The organism is Streptomyces triticirhizae, assembly GCF_003696235.1.
GTDB classification, from domain to species: domain Bacteria; phylum Actinomycetota; class Actinomycetes; order Streptomycetales; family Streptomycetaceae; genus Streptomyces; species Streptomyces triticirhizae.
Genome location: NZ_RFFJ01000146.1, coordinates 1 through 15695 on the forward strand (window position 1 = coordinate 1; position 15695 = coordinate 15695).

Annotated in this window: 18 protein-coding genes; 9 read left to right on the forward strand and 9 right to left on the reverse strand. The window is 74.5% G+C overall.

The annotated features are described in order from the left end of the window. Positions 1–263 (reverse strand): NAD-binding protein (locus tag EBN88_RS21680; protein ID WP_147472790.1); only part of this gene is annotated, 263 nt, incomplete at its 3' end. A 62-nt stretch (positions 264–325) separates the two neighbouring features. Between EBN88_RS21680 and EBN88_RS30705 the strand changes: the two genes are divergently transcribed. Next, positions 326–487, forward strand: coding sequence for a hypothetical protein (locus tag EBN88_RS30705; RefSeq protein ID WP_158621475.1), 162 nt, complete (start codon positions 326–328; stop codon positions 485–487). Positions 488–527: 40 nt separating this feature from the next. Here the strand turns inward: EBN88_RS30705 and EBN88_RS21685 are convergent, their stop codons facing one another. Beyond that, complete coding sequence (locus EBN88_RS21685) at positions 528–1388, reverse strand: ABC transporter permease (RefSeq protein ID WP_122185589.1); 861 nt, start codon at positions 1386–1388, stop codon at positions 528–530. After that, positions 1385–2452 carry an ATP-binding cassette domain-containing protein gene (locus tag EBN88_RS21690; protein WP_122185590.1) on the reverse strand — a complete coding sequence of 356 codons (1068 nt, stop codon included), beginning with the start codon at positions 2450–2452 and terminating at the stop codon, positions 1385–1387. The genes EBN88_RS21685 and EBN88_RS21690 overlap by 4 nt, the downstream gene beginning before the upstream one ends. Positions 2453–2611: 159 nt before the next feature. On the opposite strand from EBN88_RS21690, the gene EBN88_RS21695 reads away from it, so the two are divergent. Next, positions 2612–3223: a PadR family transcriptional regulator gene (locus EBN88_RS21695; protein ID WP_122185591.1), complete on the forward strand. Its 612-nt coding sequence runs from the start codon at positions 2612–2614 to the stop codon at positions 3221–3223. Positions 3224–3311: 88 nt separating this feature from the next. Here the strand turns inward: EBN88_RS21695 and EBN88_RS21700 are convergent, their stop codons facing one another. Further along, positions 3312–4208 (reverse strand): helix-turn-helix domain-containing protein, encoded by an 897-nt coding sequence (locus EBN88_RS21700; protein ID WP_407703446.1) that lies wholly within the window; start codon positions 4206–4208, stop codon positions 3312–3314. A gap of 279 nt (positions 4209–4487) precedes the next feature. Here EBN88_RS21700 and EBN88_RS21705 point away from each other — a divergent pair, with 279 nt between their 5' ends. After that, on the forward strand, positions 4488–4985 hold the full coding sequence (locus EBN88_RS21705; protein ID WP_122185592.1) for an ATP-binding protein: 498 nt from the start codon (positions 4488–4490) through the stop codon (positions 4983–4985). A 141-nt stretch (positions 4986–5126) separates the two neighbouring features. On the opposite strand, the gene EBN88_RS21710 is transcribed toward EBN88_RS21705, so the two are convergent. The 3 genes from EBN88_RS21710 to EBN88_RS21720 form a co-directional block, all read right to left on the reverse strand. Continuing rightward, complete coding sequence (locus EBN88_RS21710; RefSeq protein ID WP_122185593.1) at positions 5127–5363, reverse strand: DUF397 domain-containing protein; 237 nt, start codon at positions 5361–5363, stop codon at positions 5127–5129. Positions 5364–5672: 309 nt separating this feature from the next. Beyond that, entirely contained in the window at positions 5673–6854 is a 1182-nt protein-coding gene (locus EBN88_RS21715; RefSeq protein ID WP_122185594.1) for a CobW family GTP-binding protein, read from the reverse strand. Further along, entirely contained in the window at positions 6854–7108 is a 255-nt protein-coding gene (locus tag EBN88_RS21720) for a type B 50S ribosomal protein L31 (RefSeq protein WP_122185595.1), read from the reverse strand. The genes EBN88_RS21715 and EBN88_RS21720 overlap by 1 nt, the downstream gene beginning before the upstream one ends. A gap of 390 nt (positions 7109–7498) precedes the next feature. Between EBN88_RS21720 and EBN88_RS21725 the strand changes: the two genes are divergently transcribed. From EBN88_RS21725 to EBN88_RS21735, 3 genes are read left to right on the forward strand one after another with little or no spacing between them, the layout of a single operon-like run. After that, positions 7499–8092, forward strand: a complete 594-nt coding sequence (locus EBN88_RS21725; RefSeq protein WP_122185596.1) for a hypothetical protein — start codon at positions 7499–7501, stop codon at positions 8090–8092. Next, a complete protein-coding gene (locus EBN88_RS21730) occupies positions 8083–9000 on the forward strand; it encodes a hypothetical protein (RefSeq protein ID WP_147472791.1) in 918 nt (305 codons plus the stop codon). Before EBN88_RS21725 ends, EBN88_RS21730 begins: the two co-directional genes overlap by 10 nt. Then, on the forward strand, positions 9000–9968 hold the full coding sequence (locus EBN88_RS21735) for a DUF3048 domain-containing protein (protein WP_122185598.1): 969 nt from the start codon (positions 9000–9002) through the stop codon (positions 9966–9968). Before EBN88_RS21730 ends, EBN88_RS21735 begins: the two co-directional genes overlap by 1 nt. Here EBN88_RS21735 and EBN88_RS21740 read toward each other — a convergent pair. Further along, complete coding sequence (locus tag EBN88_RS21740) at positions 9950–11212, reverse strand: MFS transporter (RefSeq protein WP_199742439.1); 1263 nt, start codon at positions 11210–11212, stop codon at positions 9950–9952. The two genes, EBN88_RS21735 and EBN88_RS21740, sit on opposite strands and share 19 nt — an antisense overlap. A gap of 142 nt (positions 11213–11354) precedes the next feature. On the opposite strand from EBN88_RS21740, the gene EBN88_RS21745 reads away from it, so the two are divergent. From EBN88_RS21745 to mreB, 3 genes are all read left to right on the forward strand, one after another. Further along, positions 11355–12320 (forward strand): helix-turn-helix domain-containing protein, encoded by a 966-nt coding sequence (locus EBN88_RS21745; RefSeq protein WP_122185599.1) that lies wholly within the window; start codon positions 11355–11357, stop codon positions 12318–12320. 43 nt (positions 12321–12363) lie between these two features. Further along, positions 12364–14295: an ABC transporter ATP-binding protein gene (locus tag EBN88_RS21750; protein WP_122185600.1), complete on the forward strand. Its 1932-nt coding sequence runs from the start codon at positions 12364–12366 to the stop codon at positions 14293–14295. Between the two features lie 118 nt (positions 14296–14413). Then, complete coding sequence (gene mreB / locus EBN88_RS21755) at positions 14414–15442, forward strand: rod shape-determining protein (protein WP_122185601.1); 1029 nt, start codon at positions 14414–14416, stop codon at positions 15440–15442. Between the two features lie 27 nt (positions 15443–15469). Here the strand turns inward: mreB and EBN88_RS21760 are convergent. Then, a partial coding sequence (locus tag EBN88_RS21760; protein WP_147472792.1) for a GNAT family N-acetyltransferase occupies positions 15470–15695 on the reverse strand: 226 nt, incomplete at its 5' end.

A 15695-nucleotide genomic window follows, 5' to 3' on the forward strand; every position in this document is an offset into this window, starting at 1 on the left:
CGTCGCCGCGGCCGTGCCCGGCGGCGCTGGCCGCGACCAGGGCGGAGGCCGGCCGCCGCGACCGGCGTCGGGACCGACCAGCGGGCGGCGGCCTCGACGGCGAGCCGCACGTCCTTGGCCGCCAGGTCCACGGAGAAGCGGGCGGCCAGGTCGTCGGCCATGATCCAGGGCAGCCGCACCTGGCTCTGGAACGAGCCGGCGCCGGTCTCCTCCAGCGCGGCGGCGAACGCCTCGGGCCCGATCCCGGCGCGGCGGGCCAGCACATAGGGGCGCGGCGGCGTGGCCGCCTTCGGGCCACCAGGCCGCGCTGCCGTCGCCCCCGCTGGTGGCGACGACGGCGACGGCGCCGGTGCGGCTCTGCGGCTGGGACCGGCTGGAAGCCCTGGTCGCGGACGCCGAGCCGCCGCCGGCGATCCGCGCGGCGCTCGCCGCGCAGGGCGTCCGGCTGCACCTGCCGAACGTTGCGGACGTCCCGACGGACGCCTGAGCGTCGCGCCCGCCCGGTGCCCGGCGGGCGCGACGCGTCCTCAGGCGCCGAGGCGCGAGAAGCGGCGCAGCGCGAGGGGAACGAAGACCGCGAGCAGCGCCAACGGCCAGAGCACGGCGAGCGGTTCGGGGTGCTGCGCGGCCCAGGAGTCGCCGGGCCAGGCCGGGTTGCCGAACAGCTCGCGCACCGCGCCGGCGGTGGCGGAGATGGGGTTCCAGTCGGCGAGGGTCCCGATCCAGCCGGGCATGGTGTCGGGCGAGACGAAGACGCTGGAGAGGAAGGACAGCGGCCACACCAGGATCTGCACGGTCTGCACCATCTCGGGCCGGCCGGCGACCAGCGCCAGCCACACGCCGAGCCAGAGCATCGCGAACCGCAGCAGCAGCAACAGCCCCAGCGCGGCCAGCAGTTCGGCCGCTCCGGCGTGCCAGCGCCAGCCGATCGCCCAGCCGGCACCGATCAACACCGCAAGGCCGATGGTCGAGTTGAGCAGATCCAGCAGGGTCCTGCCGACCAGAACCGAGCTGGGAGCGATGGGCATCGAACGGAAACGGTCGAGGATGCCCCGGTTGATGTCGCTGGTCAGCTCGACCATGGTGGTCTCCATGCCGAAGGCCATGGTCAGCACGAGCATCCCCGGCACCAGGAAGTCGACGTAGTCGCCGCCGCCCCCGACGACCATGCCGCCGCCGAGGAAGTAGGCGAACATGATCAGCATCATCACCGAGAACGCCAGGTTGGCCAGCATCTGCCCCGGCTGACGCGCCCAGTGCGCCAGCCCGCGCCGGACCATGGTCGCCGAGTCGACGGCCAGCCGCCGCGCCCGCCCCGGCTGGCGCGGGGTGAACGCCTCAGCGCGGGGCGGGAGTTCGTCGAGGGGTGGGGTCGTGGTCGCGGTCATGCGGTCACCTCCTGGGGATCGGGGGTCGCGTCCGGGGCGGGGGCGGCGGCGGGCTGGCCGGTGAGCGTGAGGAAGACCTCGTCCAGGGTGGGGCGGCGCAGCGCGATGTCCTCGGCCTCGACCCCGGCCTCGGCGAAGGCCGCGACCGCCGCCGTCAGCGCGCGCATCCGGTCGTCCACGCTCACGCTGAGCAGCCGGCGGTCGGCGTCGACCACGATCGCGTCGTCCCCCGACACGATCCGTTCCTCGGCGAACCGCCGCGCCAGCAGCGCGCGGGCGGCGGAAAGCGCGCCGCCGTCCCTGAGCACGACGTCGATCCGGTCGCCGCCGATCCTGCTCTTGAGCTGGTCGGCGGTGCCCTCGGCGATCCGCCGACCGCCGTCGATCACCGTGATCAGGTCGGCCAGCTGGTCCGCCTCCTCCAGGTACTGCGTGGTGAGCAGCACGGTCGCGCCGCTTCCGGCCAGGGAGCGGACCGCCTGCCACACCTCGGCCCGGCCGCGCGGGTCGAGCCCGGTGGTCGGCTCGTCGAGGAAGAGCACCTCGGGCCGGGTGATCAGGCTGGCCGCCAGATCCAGCCGGCGGCGCATCCCGCCGCTGTAGTGGCGGATCGCGCGCCGCCCGGTGTCCGCGAGGTCGAAGCGCTCCAGCAGCTCGTCGGCCCGCGCGGCGGCGGCCCTGCCGCCCAGGTGGTAGAGCCGGCCGAACAGCTCCAGGTTCTGCCGGCCGCTCAACTCCTCGTCCACGGCCGCGTGTTGGCCGAGCAGCCCGATGCGGTAGCGGACCTGGTCCGGCTGACGCACCACGTCGAAGCCGGCCACCTCGGCCCGGCCGCCGGTCGGCCGCAGCAGCGTGGTGAGCACCCGCACGGCCGTGCTCTTGCCGGCGCCGTTGGGGCCCAGCACCGCGTGCACGCTGCCGCGCGCCACGGTGAGGTCGAGCCCGTCGAGCGCGTTCCTCGCCTCCGCTCCCCTGCCGAACGTCCGGGTGAGCCCGTCCACCCGGATCACGGCCTCGGCCGCCCGCCGGGGCGCCGGGGGATGGGTTCGGTCCTGTGCGGACACGGCACCCCGCCCTTCATTAGTCAAATTTGATGAGTCGAGTCGCCGAGAGTAGGACGCTCCTCGGGATTAGTCAAGCTTGACTAATAGCCCGGGAGGTCGGCCGGATGACAGACTGGCCCTCCTCCTGTCAAGTGGCTTCGGGAAGAGGGGTAGCGCGAGATGTCGGTGATGCGGCTGCTGGTTCTGGGCGCGGTCCGCCAGCACGGGCGGGCGCACGGCTATCAGGTGCGCAACGACCTGGAGTTCTGGGGCGCCCACGAGTGGTCCACGGCCAAGCCCGGCTCGATCTACCACGCGCTCAAGCAACTCGCCAAGGAGGGCCTGCTGTTGGCGCACGAGGTGGCGCCCAGCACCGCCGGCGGGCCGCCGCGCGTCGAGTACGAGCTGACGGAGGCCGGCGAGGAGTCCTTCTTCGCGCTGCTCCGGACCGCGCTGCGCGCCCACGACGAGCGGATCGACGTGCTCACCAGCGCCGTCGGCTTCATCGTGGACCTGCCCAGGGCCGAGGCGATCTCGCTGCTGAAGGAGCGGGTCGCGGCCCTGGAGTCCTGGGCGGAGGAGGTGCGCACGCACTGGACCCCGGACAGCCCGCCCGCCGAGTGGGGGCACATCGGGGAGATCATGCGGCTGTGGACCCACCAGGCGGAGAGCGACGCCGGGTGGACGCGGGGGCTGATCGAGCGCCTGGAGAACGGCGCCTATGTGATGGCGGGCGAGGGCGAGCGCGAGGTCACCGTGCTGCCCGAGGGGACGGGCAACCCGTTCTCCTGAGCCGGCCGTCGACCCGGGCTGGCCGACGGCCGCACCCCCCCGCGCGACCGCGCGGAGCTCAGGGGTGCCGGACTCAGAGGCGCCGGACTCAGAGGCGGCGGCGCAGATCGGCGAGGAGGTCGCGGGTCGCCGACTCGTCCAGCGCGGCCTCGGCGAGCCGGTCCAGCACCACCTGGTACGCGGCGACCTCGTCGCCCTTGTCCAGATAGAGGGCGCCGGTCAGCTGCTCCAGATAGACCAGGTCCGACAGCTCCTGCTCGGCGAAGCGCAGCAGCGTGAAGGCACCGGATTCGGCCACATGACCCCCGTGTTGGAAGGGGACCACCTGGAGGGTGATGTTGGGAAAATCACTGAACTCCAGGAGCGCGGTGAGCTGTTCGCCCATCGCACGACGCCCGCCATAGGGCCGGCGCAGCGCCGCCTCGTCCAGCACGCAGTGCAGGTGCGGGGCGCGCTCGGAGACCAGCAGCTTCTGTCGGGCCAGCCGCAGCGCCACCCGACGGTCCACCTCGGTGCGCGGCAGCTCGCCCCGGTGGCCACTGACCATCACGGCGTGCGAGTAGGACTCGGTCTGCAACAGGCCGTGGACGAACTGGAGTTCGTAGGTGCCGATGCGCTCGGCCGCCGCCTCGAGGCCGACATAGGTCTGGAACCAGCTGGGCAGCACGTCGTTGTAGCTGTGCCACCAGCCGGCGCGGCTGGAGGTGCGGGCCAGCGAGAGCAGCGGCTCGCGCTCGCTCTCGTCGGTGACGCCGTAGAGGGTCAGCAGGTCGGCGACGTCACGGGGCTTGAAGCTGACGCGCCCCAGCTCCATGCGGCTGATCTTGGACTCCGAGGCGCGGATCGAGTATCCGGCCTGCTCCCGGGTGACGCCGCAGGACTCCCGCAGCCTGCGGAGCTGGGAACCGAGCAGGATGCGGCGCACCATCGAGCCGCTGGCCTCGGGACCGCCGGCCTTGGTGGTCGGTCCCGCCATCCTCTGCATACTCATGCGCTGCACCCTCCCTTTCGCCAGGGTGCAGTCTGCCATTCCCAGGTGCCTTTTAGTGCCTGTCCGGTTACAGTCCATCAAAATTGTCCATGCACGTGCATCTGCCCTTGCATTTGCCGTGAGCCTTGGGAAGCATGAGTCCTGCGAGCTGTTAAGCAGCGCGCCAGTATGGCCTGCCGCCCCCCGGGGGGTGTCGGTGGGAACGGGGGTTGTCACCATGGCCAGCCCTCGGCTGGAGCAGTGCCGCCACCGCTATGCCAGGAGCGCCGACTCATGGGGACCGAGGCAACGCCCTTGCTTGAGGAGTTAGGGCATCAGTTCCTGCCCGTCGACCCGGGAAGCGTGTCGGGGGCGGCGGCGATCGGCCTGGTACCCAGGCCCGAATCCGTGCGTCAGGCGCGGGACTTCACCCGGCGCACGCTACAGTCCTGGCGACTGGGCGAGCAGTTCGACGCGGTCGCGCTCGTCGTCTCCGAGCTGGTCACCAACGCGCTGCGGCACGGCCTGGGGCGGCGCACCCTCGACTGGGGGCATGGCACCGGGCCGATGCGGACGGACCTGGAACTCGAACTCATGCTCAGCACCTCGCGGTTGGTCTGCGCGGTGCGCGACCCGAGCGAGCTGGAGCCCCGCCCGGCGCGGGCGGACAGCGGCGCGGAGTCGGGGCGCGGGCTCCAGCTGGTGGAGTCCTTCAGCGACGACTGGGGTTGGCGCCGGCTGAGCGGAAAGGGTCGCGGGAAGATCGTCTGGGCCATCTTCCTGACCGACTGACCGACTGACCGACTGATCGGCCGACCGCAACGGACCGACCGCACCTGACCGACCGCAACGGACCGACTCACCGACGGAACGCCGCGCGCCTCAAGGCCGCCCGCCTCAACGCCGGCCTGACGCCCAGGAGTTCCGGGACCGTCAGCCGATCAGATGGTCGAACTCCCCGTCCTTGACGCCCCGGAGCAGCGCCTCCACCTCCGCCGGCGTGTAGACGAGCGCCGGCCCCTCCGGGAAGCGGGAGTTCCGCACCGCCACGTCCCCACTGGGCAGCCGAGCGAACTCGGCGCAGGTGCCCTGGGAGTTGCTGTGGCTGCTCTTCATCCACGTCACGCCCCGTAGCGCGTTGGCGGCCATGCCGTTGTACGCCTCTGGCATCGGTTCTCCCCGGATCGTGCGAGTGGTGCGCGGCGGTGCTCCCATGCCCCGGTGTCGTCCCTCGACGAGGGCCCCGAGGTCGCCCCCCGGAGAGCCAACCGCCTTGGATCATAACGCCGTTCACTTGCATATGCACGGGACAATGCACGTGCACGACCCGGGGTCGTCGGCCGGTCACGGATGGTCGAGACCGTCACGGAGGGTGTCGGTGCGACGCTCCGTCGGATGTTCGACGCAGCGGAGCCGCACCCGGTTGCTCCCCGGGCGCTCTCGATGCGTCCCGACAAGTCCCTTCAAACGGAACGAAGTTCAGGAGACGGGGTCCAGCAGCTCGTCAAAGGCCGAGCCCAGCCGCAGCCAGGCGGACCGGCCGGCCGCGTACTCCGCGTCATTGAGGAGGCAGGAGCCGAGCAGCCAACGGATCTTGTCGGCCTTGAGCCCGGGCCCGGTGAAGACCAGGTGCTGCCCACGGTCCCCGACCTCGCCGTCCCAGTCCAGGGACGCGGCGAACCGCCACTCCGGCGGGAGTCGGTCCCAGTCCCGCCGCGAGAGCGCGGCCAGCCAGGGGCCAACGTTGTCCACCACCAGGGAGCCCCCGGCGGCGTCCCAGCCCAGCAGCGTGTCCGGCCGGTCGGCCAGCCAGAACCGCCCCCGGCTGCGCGGCGCCAGCGCCGTCAGCCGGGGCAGCGCGGCGTAGAGCCGCTCCGGGTGGAACGGCCGCCGCTGCCGCCAGACCATGGTGCGCACCCCGTGCTCGTCGGCGAGTTGGGGCAGCAGCGCGCTGCCCGGGTGCTGCCGGGCGGCCAGCGCCGCCACGTCGACGCCGGGCAGGCCGTCGGCCCCGGCCGAGCCGCGCACGGCGGCCGGCGGGAAGGCCGGGTCCCTGACGTCGACCCAGCGGGCGGTCGGGTGCAACTGCCGCAGCAGCGCCCGGTCGACCTCGGCGACCCGCCGCGAGGGCGCGCCCAGCGCCAACAGCGGCGCGTACTCCACCTGACGCGCCCAGGTCTCGGCGACCGTGCGGGCGTCGTCCTCGCCGGTGGCCAGGCCGACGGACGCCAGCTCCTCGCCCGAGGAGAGGCTGGCGCGCACCAGCGCGGGGTCGACGGCGGTGACCACGCCGGTCAGCCGCAGCCGGCCCGCGCCGTGGGCGGCCAGCACCTCGGCCATGGCCTGGGGCTCGACGGAGTCCCAGAGTTCGACGACGGCCAGCCGGCAGGTGCCGGCCTCGGCCAGCCGGACCAGCGCCGGCACCAGGTCGTCGCGGAGCGCGCAGCAGGCGCAGTCGTTGGGCAGCGGGAGTTGGCCGCTGCCCAGCGGCCCGCTGGCGTCCGAGACCACCCGGGTCACCAGGGAACGGTGGGCGTGCGACAGGTCGTGGTGCAGGGCCAGGCCGCCGGGGACGGCGGCCAGCAGGGTGCGCACCGCCGCTCGGCGCGCTTCGGCGTGGAGCCCGCCGACCAGCACGACGGGCAGGGCTGGCAGTGGCATCAGCGCTCCTCACGCCGGCCGTAGCGCCGCTCGAAGCGCTCCACGCGCCCGGCGGTGTCGAGCACCCTGGCGGTCCCCGTGTAGAACGGGTGGCTCGCCGACGAGGTCTCGACGTCGACCACCGGGTAGGTGTTGCCGTCCTCCCACTCGATGGTCCGGTCGCTGGTCGCGGTCGACCGGGTCAGGAAGGCGTAGCCGGCCGAGCGGTCCCGGAAGACGACCGGCCGGTAGGTGGGGTGGGTGTCGGACTTCATCGCGGCTCTCCTTCGCTCGCTCGGTGCCCACGCGGGTCCGCGACCGAACGCGGACCGCTCGCCGAGTACCCCGAGCCGGCCGAGGGTCTCCCCGAACCGGGACATCGATCGCCCCGGATGACCCGGCGGCGGCCCGGGCAACGGTGCCACCGGCCACACTCTCACGAAACGGGAACCGTTTTCATCGATGTCGGGCCCGGCTCCCTCGACGGAGACCTCCTCGGGCACGCGTGCGAAACCTCCCGCATCGCCCGGGAGTTGTCCGAAACGCGGCGGGTGGCGCGGCGCGAACGCCGCCGTTCAGCGCCGGAAAAACCGGTTGCGGAGCGCGCTCGTTACCCCACAGTGAGGCCCTCGTCCGGCGGGGGCCCCGGCGCTATGGTGTCTCGCGTGACCACCAGGCAGACCCGGCGGCCGGGCTCCGGCCGCTCCGCCGCCCCCCGCGCGCTCGCCGCCGTGCTCCTGCTCGCCCTCGCCGCCGGCTGCTCCGCCTCCGACCCCGGCGCCGACGACGGGATCGAGGGCGTCGCCACCGGCTCGGCCGACGAGGGCGGGGGCGGCGAACACGCCCACCACGAGGCCGAGTTGACCGAGCTGTACAGCGGGTACTGGGACGCGCTGGTCGCGTTGGAGAACAGCGGGGAGCTGGACCCCTCGCTCTTCGACGGCATCGCCGCGTCCCAGGTCGCCGAGCAGGAGCTGACCCGCGTCCGCAGCTACGCCGAGGCCGGGCTGCACCGCAGCGGCGAGCCGAGGGTCGGGAACGTGACGGTCACGGTGGACGGCGAGGCCGCCCGCGTCGAGTCCTGCGTCAGCGAGGAGGACTGGCCGATGGTCGACGGCGAGACGGTGCTGCCCGACGTGATCCCCGAGGAGCTGCGCGCCCCGCACCCGCACGGGGTGACCGCCACGCTCACCGAAGAAGGCTCCTGGCTGATCGACGGCACGCTCCCCGCCGAGGAGGCGACCCTCTCGTGTCCCTGACCGCGCCCGCGCGCCCCCGAAGCCCCCTGGCCCGAAGGGTGAGATGGCCCGCGTTGACGGTGGGCTGCGCGCTGCCGCTGGCGCTGCTCACGGCGACCCCGGCCGCCGCCGACCCGGCCAACCCGGACTGCTATACCTCCACGCCCAGCGGAGGCATCGTCTATGTCTGCGGCACCGAGGGCGGGGAGGACGAGGGCGACGACGGTAACGGGAACGGCGGGGGCGACGGCGGCGGCGAGCCGGCCTGCGACCTGTCCCTGGTGGACAACTTCATCGGCGCCACCGACCGCTACTGCGAGGGGGAGAACGCCTGTTGGGTCAACAACCCGCCGTTCGAGTACCCCGACCCGGAGAGCTGGCCGGAGGACCCGCCGAGCGAGGGCGCGGTCTATGTCTACAAGGAGTGCGTCGGCCCGGACGGCGAGATCGTGTTCAGCGACTACACCTGGGAGGGCGGTGAGGAGGGCCCGTCCCTGGAGGAGCTGGCCCAGCAGGCGTATGGCGCGCTGCACGCGCCCGCGTTCTCGCTGTCCTTCAGCCCGCCCGGCGAGACGTTGATCTTCCTCGACACCTGGTGGTGGGCCGAGGGCGCCCACGACGGCGAGATCGTGGGCTCGGCGGCGCTGGGCGTGGTCGCCGTCGGCACGCCCGACCGCCTGGAGGTGGACCCGGGCGACGGCTCCGGCGTGTTGAGCTGCCCGGTCACCGTGGCCGAGAGCGACGCCTGCGCCCACACCTACCAGCGTTCCTCCGACGGTTACCCGGCGCGCGCCCGGCTGGTCTACGACGTGCACTTCGAGCAGAACGGCGCGCCCTTCGAACTGCCCGGGCTGCCCGACACGTTGGAGAGCCCCTGGGAGGGGGCGGCCGTTCCGGTCAACGAGTCCCAGGCCACGGTGGTCCGCTGATGGCCGACCGCCGGAGGCGTCGCCCCGGGGCGCGGACGGCGGCCGGGTCCGTGACGCTGGCGCTGGCGCTGCTCGGCCCGCTGCTGCTGGGCGGCTGCGAGGTCGAGCGGCGGGAGGACGGCGGGGACGGCGCGTGGGTCTCGCCGCTGACCGGGCTGCCGGGCGAGCCGGGCCCGGTGCTGGCGGTGAAGGTCGACAACGCGCCACCCGCCCGTCCGCACACGGGTGTCGAGGCGGCGGACGTGGTCTATGTGGAGGAGGTCGAGGCCGGGCTGAGCCGGCTGGTCGCGGTCTTCGCGGGGCAACTCCCCGACCGCGTGGGCCCGGTGCGCAGCGCGCGGGAGTCCGACCTGGAGCTGCTGCGGCAGTTCGACGAGCCGGCGCTGGCGTTCTCCGGCGCGCAGGGCGGGTTGCTGCCGCTGATCGACGAGGCGCCGCTGCACGCCCGCCCGCCGGAGGCGGCGCCCGAGGCGTACGCGCGCGACCCGGAGCGCGCCGCGCCGCACAACCTCTATCTGGACCCGGCCGCGCTGCTGGCCGCGACGCCGGAGGCGGGCGAGGTCACGGACATCGGCCTCACCTTCGGCGACCCGCCCGAGGGCGGCTCGCCGGCCGATGAGGTCGAGGCCGGCTACGCCGCCGCGTCGTTCGCGTTCCGCTGGGACGCGGCGGCGGAGCGGTGGGCGGTGGCGATGGACGGAGAGGAGACCGAACTGGCCGCCGCCACCGTGGTGTTGCAGCGCGTGGAGATCCGCCCCTCGGACTTCTCCGACGGCGGCGGCGCGGTGTCCCCCTACACGGAGACGGTCGGCTCGGGCGAGGCAACGGTGCTCCGCGACGGCCGGGAGTGGCCGGCCCGCTGGAGCCGGCCGAGCGCGCGGCGGGGCACGGAGTTCGAGACGGAGGACGGCGAGGCGTTCCCGTTCGCGGCGGGGCAGGTCTGGGTGGTCTACGTCCCGGAGGAGTAGGGCGCGGCCTCCCCACCGGGCGCGGCGGCGCCGCCGTCCGGCCCGGCGGACCGGTCGTGGGACTCGGCCCGGTCGCCCGGCACCGCCCGGGTCCCGGTGACCGCCCGGGTGACGGCGACCGTGACCGCCGTCGAGGCGAGCGCGAGCAGCGCCATCGCCGTGGCCGGGGAGAGCGCCGAGGCCACGGCGCCCGCCAGGGCCGCGCCCAGGGCCTGGCAGGTGAGCATCCCCGCCGAGTGCAGGCCCAGCGCCTGTCCGTGCCGCTGCCGCGGCGTCAGCGCCAACAGCCGTTCCTGGAGCAGCAGCCCGGCGCCGAAGCCGACGCTCGCGACCGCCACCACCAACACGGCCAGCGGGACCGGCGGTTGGAGGAGGAACAGCGCGAACGGCGCCGCCAGCAGCAGCCGCAGCGGCGTCACCGCGCGGGCGCGGGCGGCCGGCGACAGCAGCCGGCCGGCCGTGACGTCGCCCACGGCCATGCCGACCGCGCCGGCGGCGAACAGCGCCCACGCGCCGTCCGGCGCGTACGGCACGAAGAGCGCCTCGCAGCCGACGACCAGCCCGTTGGGCACCCAGAGCGCGACATAGCAGGCGCGGCGCGCCGGGTCGCCCAGCAGCAGCCGGTTGCCGCGCCAGGTCTCGGCCACCGAGGGGCGGCCGGGCGCGTTCGGCTCCCACCGCCGCAGGCCGAGCCGCGCGAGGAGCGCGGCGCTCGTGAAGAGCCCGGCGGCGATCAGCAGCGCCCCGCGCGGCGAGGTGAGGGCCACCAGCGCCCCGCCCAGCGCGAAGCCGGCGATCTGGGTGGCGCCCATCGCGAGGTTCATCAGCGAACGGGCCAGCAGATAGTCGTCGGCCGGCGCGATCCGCAGCAGCAGGCCCCAACGGACGCCGCCGGCGACGGAGTTGACCAGGCCCAGGGCCAGCACCACGGCCAGCGCCCCGCCGACGGGCAGCCCGGGCGCGGCGAGCCCCAGCGCGCCCAGCGCGAAGAGCAGCGAGACCCCGGTCAGGGCCGTCCTGGGCGGCAGCCGGTCGGCGGCCGACAGCAGCGTGGTGGCGCCGATGACCTGCGCGAGGGAGGAGCCGAACATGCTGAGCGCGGTGAGGAACGGGGAGCCCGTCGCCCGGTGCACCAGCACGCCGAGGGCGAGGCCGAGCACGGTCTGGGCGACCAGGTGGGCGACGGTGAGCAGGAGGAGCGGGGTGAACTCGGGCACCCGGAGGAGCCGGCGGTAGCTGCGCATCGCGTCAGTGTGCGAGGGTGCGCGACGGTACCCCGAACGTTTCGTGTGGAGGCGAAAGACGGGCGGCCCCGGCCGCCCACGGACCAGGCTGCCCCGGGGACACGGGCCGGGCCGGGGCCGCTCGGAGGAGGGGCGACGAACCGTGGGCGAATGGGTGTTGGCCGCCGATGTGGTGGCGCGGGGCCGGTTTCGGACCTCGGCGCTGGCCGAGACGGTGGCCGCGCTGCTGGGCCTGGCGGGGCACGGCGTCCAGCCGGGCTGGGAGGGCTGGCTGGCCAGGCACCGGCCGGCGTTCCGGCGACGGCTGGCGGACGATCCGGTGGCCGGGCACTTCGTCGCGACGCTGGGCGGCAGCTGGCTGCCGGACTTCCTGGCCGTGCCGCCCCGGCCCGACGACCGTTCCTTCGACGACGAGTGGCGCCGGGTGCGGGCCGTTCCCGCGGACCTGGCCTGGGCCGACATCGCGCACGGCGGGCCGCCGCACCCGGCGTTGCGGGTGCCCGAACTGACCGAGCGGGTGGCCGCGTTGGTCAGGTGGGTGTGGACCGAGACGGTGCTGCCCGACTGGCCACGCAGGAGGCGCGTGCTGGAGGCCGACATCGTCTCCCGTACCCAGGCGCTGGCCGCCGGCGGCTGGGCCGAGGCGGTGGGCGCGCTGCGGCCCGGGATGCGGTGGCTGGGGGACGGCCGGCTGCGGATCAACGGCTATCCCAACCCGCCCCGGACGCTGGCCGGCGCCGAGCTGCTGTTCGTGCCGACGACGGTGGCGGCGCGCGGCTGGGTCGGCTGGTCGGAGCCGCACCGCTATGCCGTCGTCTACCCGTGCGCCGGGCTGCTGGCCGAACCGGAGCCGCGGCCGGCGCCGACCGCGCTGGACCGGCTGCTGGGCGGCAACCGGGCCACGATCCTGCGGGAGTTGGCCACCCCGCGCGCGCCCAGCCAGCTGGTGGAGCTGACCGGCTGCCCGCTCGGTTCGGTCGGCGGGCACCTGCGGGTCCTGCGGGAGGCGGGGCTGGTGCGGCGGCGGCGCGCGGGTCGGCTGGTGCTCTACTACCGCACCGCGCTGGGTGAGCGGCTGGCGACGGCCGGGCCCGACGACGGCCGTTAAACGAGTTGACCTCAACTTAACTTGAAGAACTAGCCTCGCCGGCATGAGCATGGAGATGACCGCCTGGAACGCGCTCTACAACGCGCGGTACGCCCAGGACGACGAGCGCCCCTTCTCTCGCGCGACGCTGCGCCGCATCGGCCGCTTCGCGCGCCCCCACCGCACGGCGCTGCTGTGGTTTCTGCTGCTCAGCGTCCTGACCGCGCTGCTCGCCGTCGCCACCCCGGTCCTCGCCGGCCGGGTCGTGAACGCGATCTCCGACGGGGCCGAGGAGGGCGTGGTGGTCCGCCTGGCGGTGCTGATCGCCGCGATCGCCGTGGTCGAGGCGGCGATCGGGCTGCTGGCCCGCTGGCTCTCCGCGCGGATCGGCGAGGGCCTGATCCTCGACCTGCGGACCGCCGTCTTCGACCATGTGCAGCGGATGCCGATCGCGTTCTTCACCAGAACCCGCACCGGCGCCCTGGTCAGCCGCCTCAACTCCGACGTGATCGGCGCCCAGCGGGCGTTCAGCAACACCCTCTCCGGCGTGCTCAGCAACCTGGTGATGCTGCTGCTCGCGCTGGGCGTGATGCTCTCCATCTCCTGGCAGATCACCCTGCTCGCGCTGCTGCTGCTCCCCGTCTTCGTGCTGCCGGCGCGGCGGATGGGCGGCCGGCTGGCGCGGCTGTCCCGGGAGGCCGCCAACCACAACGCGGTCATGTCCACGCAGATGACGGAGCGCTTCTCCGCGCCCGGCGCCACCCTGGTCAAGCTGTACGGGCGGCCCGAGGAGGAGTCCGAGGAGTTCGCGGTGCGGGCCCGGCGGGTGCGGGACATCGGGATCAGGTCGGCCATGGTGCAGATGGTCTTCATCACCGCGCTGACCCTGGTCTCGGCGCTGGCGCTGGCGCTGGTCTACGGCGTGGGCGGCTTCTACGCGCTGCGCGGCGACCTGGACTCCGGCGCCGTGGTCGCGCTGGCGATGCTGCTCACCCGCCTCTACGCGCCGCTGACCTCGCTGGCCAGCGCGCGGGTCGAGGTGATGAGCGCGCTGGTCAGCTTCCAGCGGGTCTTCGAGGTGCTCGACCTGAAGCCGCTGATCGAGGAGCGGCCCGACGCCCGCCCGGTGCCCGAGGGGCCGGTGCCGGTCAGCTTCGATGGCGTCGACTTCGCCTACCCGTCGGCCGAGAAGGTCTCCCTGGCCTCGCTGGAGGAGGTCGCCACCTTGGACACCCGGGGCGGCGAACAGGTGCTGCACGGCGTGACGTTCACCGCCGAGGCCGGTCAACTCGTCGCGCTGGTCGGCTCGTCCGGCGCCGGCAAGTCCACCATCGCGCAGCTCGCCACCCGGCTCTACGACGCCGACGCCGGCGCCGTGCGGGTCGGCGGCCTGGACGTGCGGGACCTGACGGCGGAGTCGCTGCGGCGGACCGTCGGGATGGTCACCCAGGACGGGCACCTCTTCCACGACACCATCCGGGCCAACCTGCGGCTGGCCGCGCCCGAGGCCGACGACGCCGCGCTGTGGGACGCGCTGCGCCGGGCCAGGCTCGACGAGCTGGTCGCCGCGCTCCCTGACGGCCTCGACACGGTGGTCGGCGAACGCGGCTACCGGCTCTCCGGCGGTGAACGGCAGCGGCTGACCATCGCCCGACTGCTGCTGGCGCAGCCCCGGGTGGTGATCCTGGACGAGGCGACCGCGCACCTGGACGCCACCTCGGAGGCGGCGGTGCAGGAGGCGTTGGCCGAGGCGCTGGTGGGCCGCACCTCGGTGGTGATCGCGCACCGGCTGTCCACGGTCAGGGCGGCGGACCAGATCCTGGTGGTCGAGGCCGGCCGGATCGTCGAACGCGGCACCCACGACGAGCTGTTGGCGGCCGGCGGCCGGTACCGGGAGCTGCACCGCACCCAGTTCGGCGGGGACGCGGCGGACGACGCGGCCGACGGGCCGGGGGCGCGGCCCGCGGCCGAGCCGACGGCCGAGCCCGTGGGGTGAACGGGGGGGCCTCGGCTGACGGGCCGTCGGCGTCGCCGCTGACGGCCCGTCCGGCCCGGCTCGCCCGGTCGGCGGCGCTCAACGGGCGGGGCCGGGCGGCCCGGCCGAGCCTGGAGCCATGACCCTCACGCTTGATCATCTGCGCCGCTGCACGGTGGCCGCCGACCTCGGGGCGGCCCGAACCCGCGTCTATCTCAAACAGACGGGACTGATCGTGGACGAGCCGTCCGTGGTCGCCGTCAACACCAGAAACGGTTCGCTGATCGCGGTGGGCACCCCCGCCGAACGGATGGCCGGCCGCACCCCCGCCAACATCCGGGTGGTCCGTCCGGTCAGCGGCGGCACCGTCGTCGACATCGAGATGGCGCAGCGGATGCTGCGGGCGATGGTCGGCACCAAGCACCGGCGCGCGTGGCGGCGCAAACCGCTGCTGCGCGCCGCCGTCTGCATCCCGCACGACGCCGACCCGCTGACCCGCCGGGCCATGCACGAGACCCTGGTGGGTCTCGGCGCCCGGCGGGTGGAACTGGTCGACGGCCTGGTCACCGCCGGCATCGGAGCCGGGCTCCCGGTGGAGGAGCCCGAGGCCACCATGATCGTGCAGTGCGGCGCCTCGACCACCCAGGTCGCGGTGCTGGCGCTCGGCTCCATCGTGGCCGCCGAGAAGGTGCCGATGGGCGGCGAGACCATCGACCGCGCCCTCCTCCAACACCTGCGCAACCAGCACGAGTTGATGCTGCCCAGCCAGGCCGTCCGGCCGCTGCACAGCGCCCTGGCCAGCTCGCCCGACCAGGTCACCGAGGTGCACGGCCGGGACGTGGCCACCGGCCTCGGGCGCACCGTCAAGGTCGACCCGGAGTCGCTGCGGGCCGCGCTGCGGGCCCCGCTGACCGGGCTGCTCGACGCGCTCCGCTCGGTGCTCCACCGCTGCCCGCCCGACCTGGTCGCCGACCTCGCCGAGCGCGGCGTGGTGCTCACCGGCGGCGCGGCCCAACTCCCCGGCCTGGACGAGGCGATCCGGCAGCACACCGGGGTGCCGGTGAACGTCGCCGAGGAGCCCGGACTCTGCGCGGTGCTGGGGCTCGGCGCGCTGCTGGAGGGGCGGATCACCGCGCAGGTGCCGGCGCCCGAGGCGATCCCGGTCTGACCCGGCCCTCCGGGCGATGGGGCGGCGTCAGCCCCGGTCCAGGCGCCTGGCCATCGCCACCTGGCGCGGCGCCCCCGCCTCGGCGCCCGGGTGGGGCGTCTCGGCCACGGCCTCGAAGCCGTGGCGGCGGTAGAGCGCGAGGGCGCGCTCGTTGCCCGCGACCACCGCGAGCCGCAGCTCGCGCGCCCCCGTCGCGCGCGCCCAGCGCGCGACCTCGGTCAGCAGCGCGTCGCCCACGCCCCGGCCGCGCGCC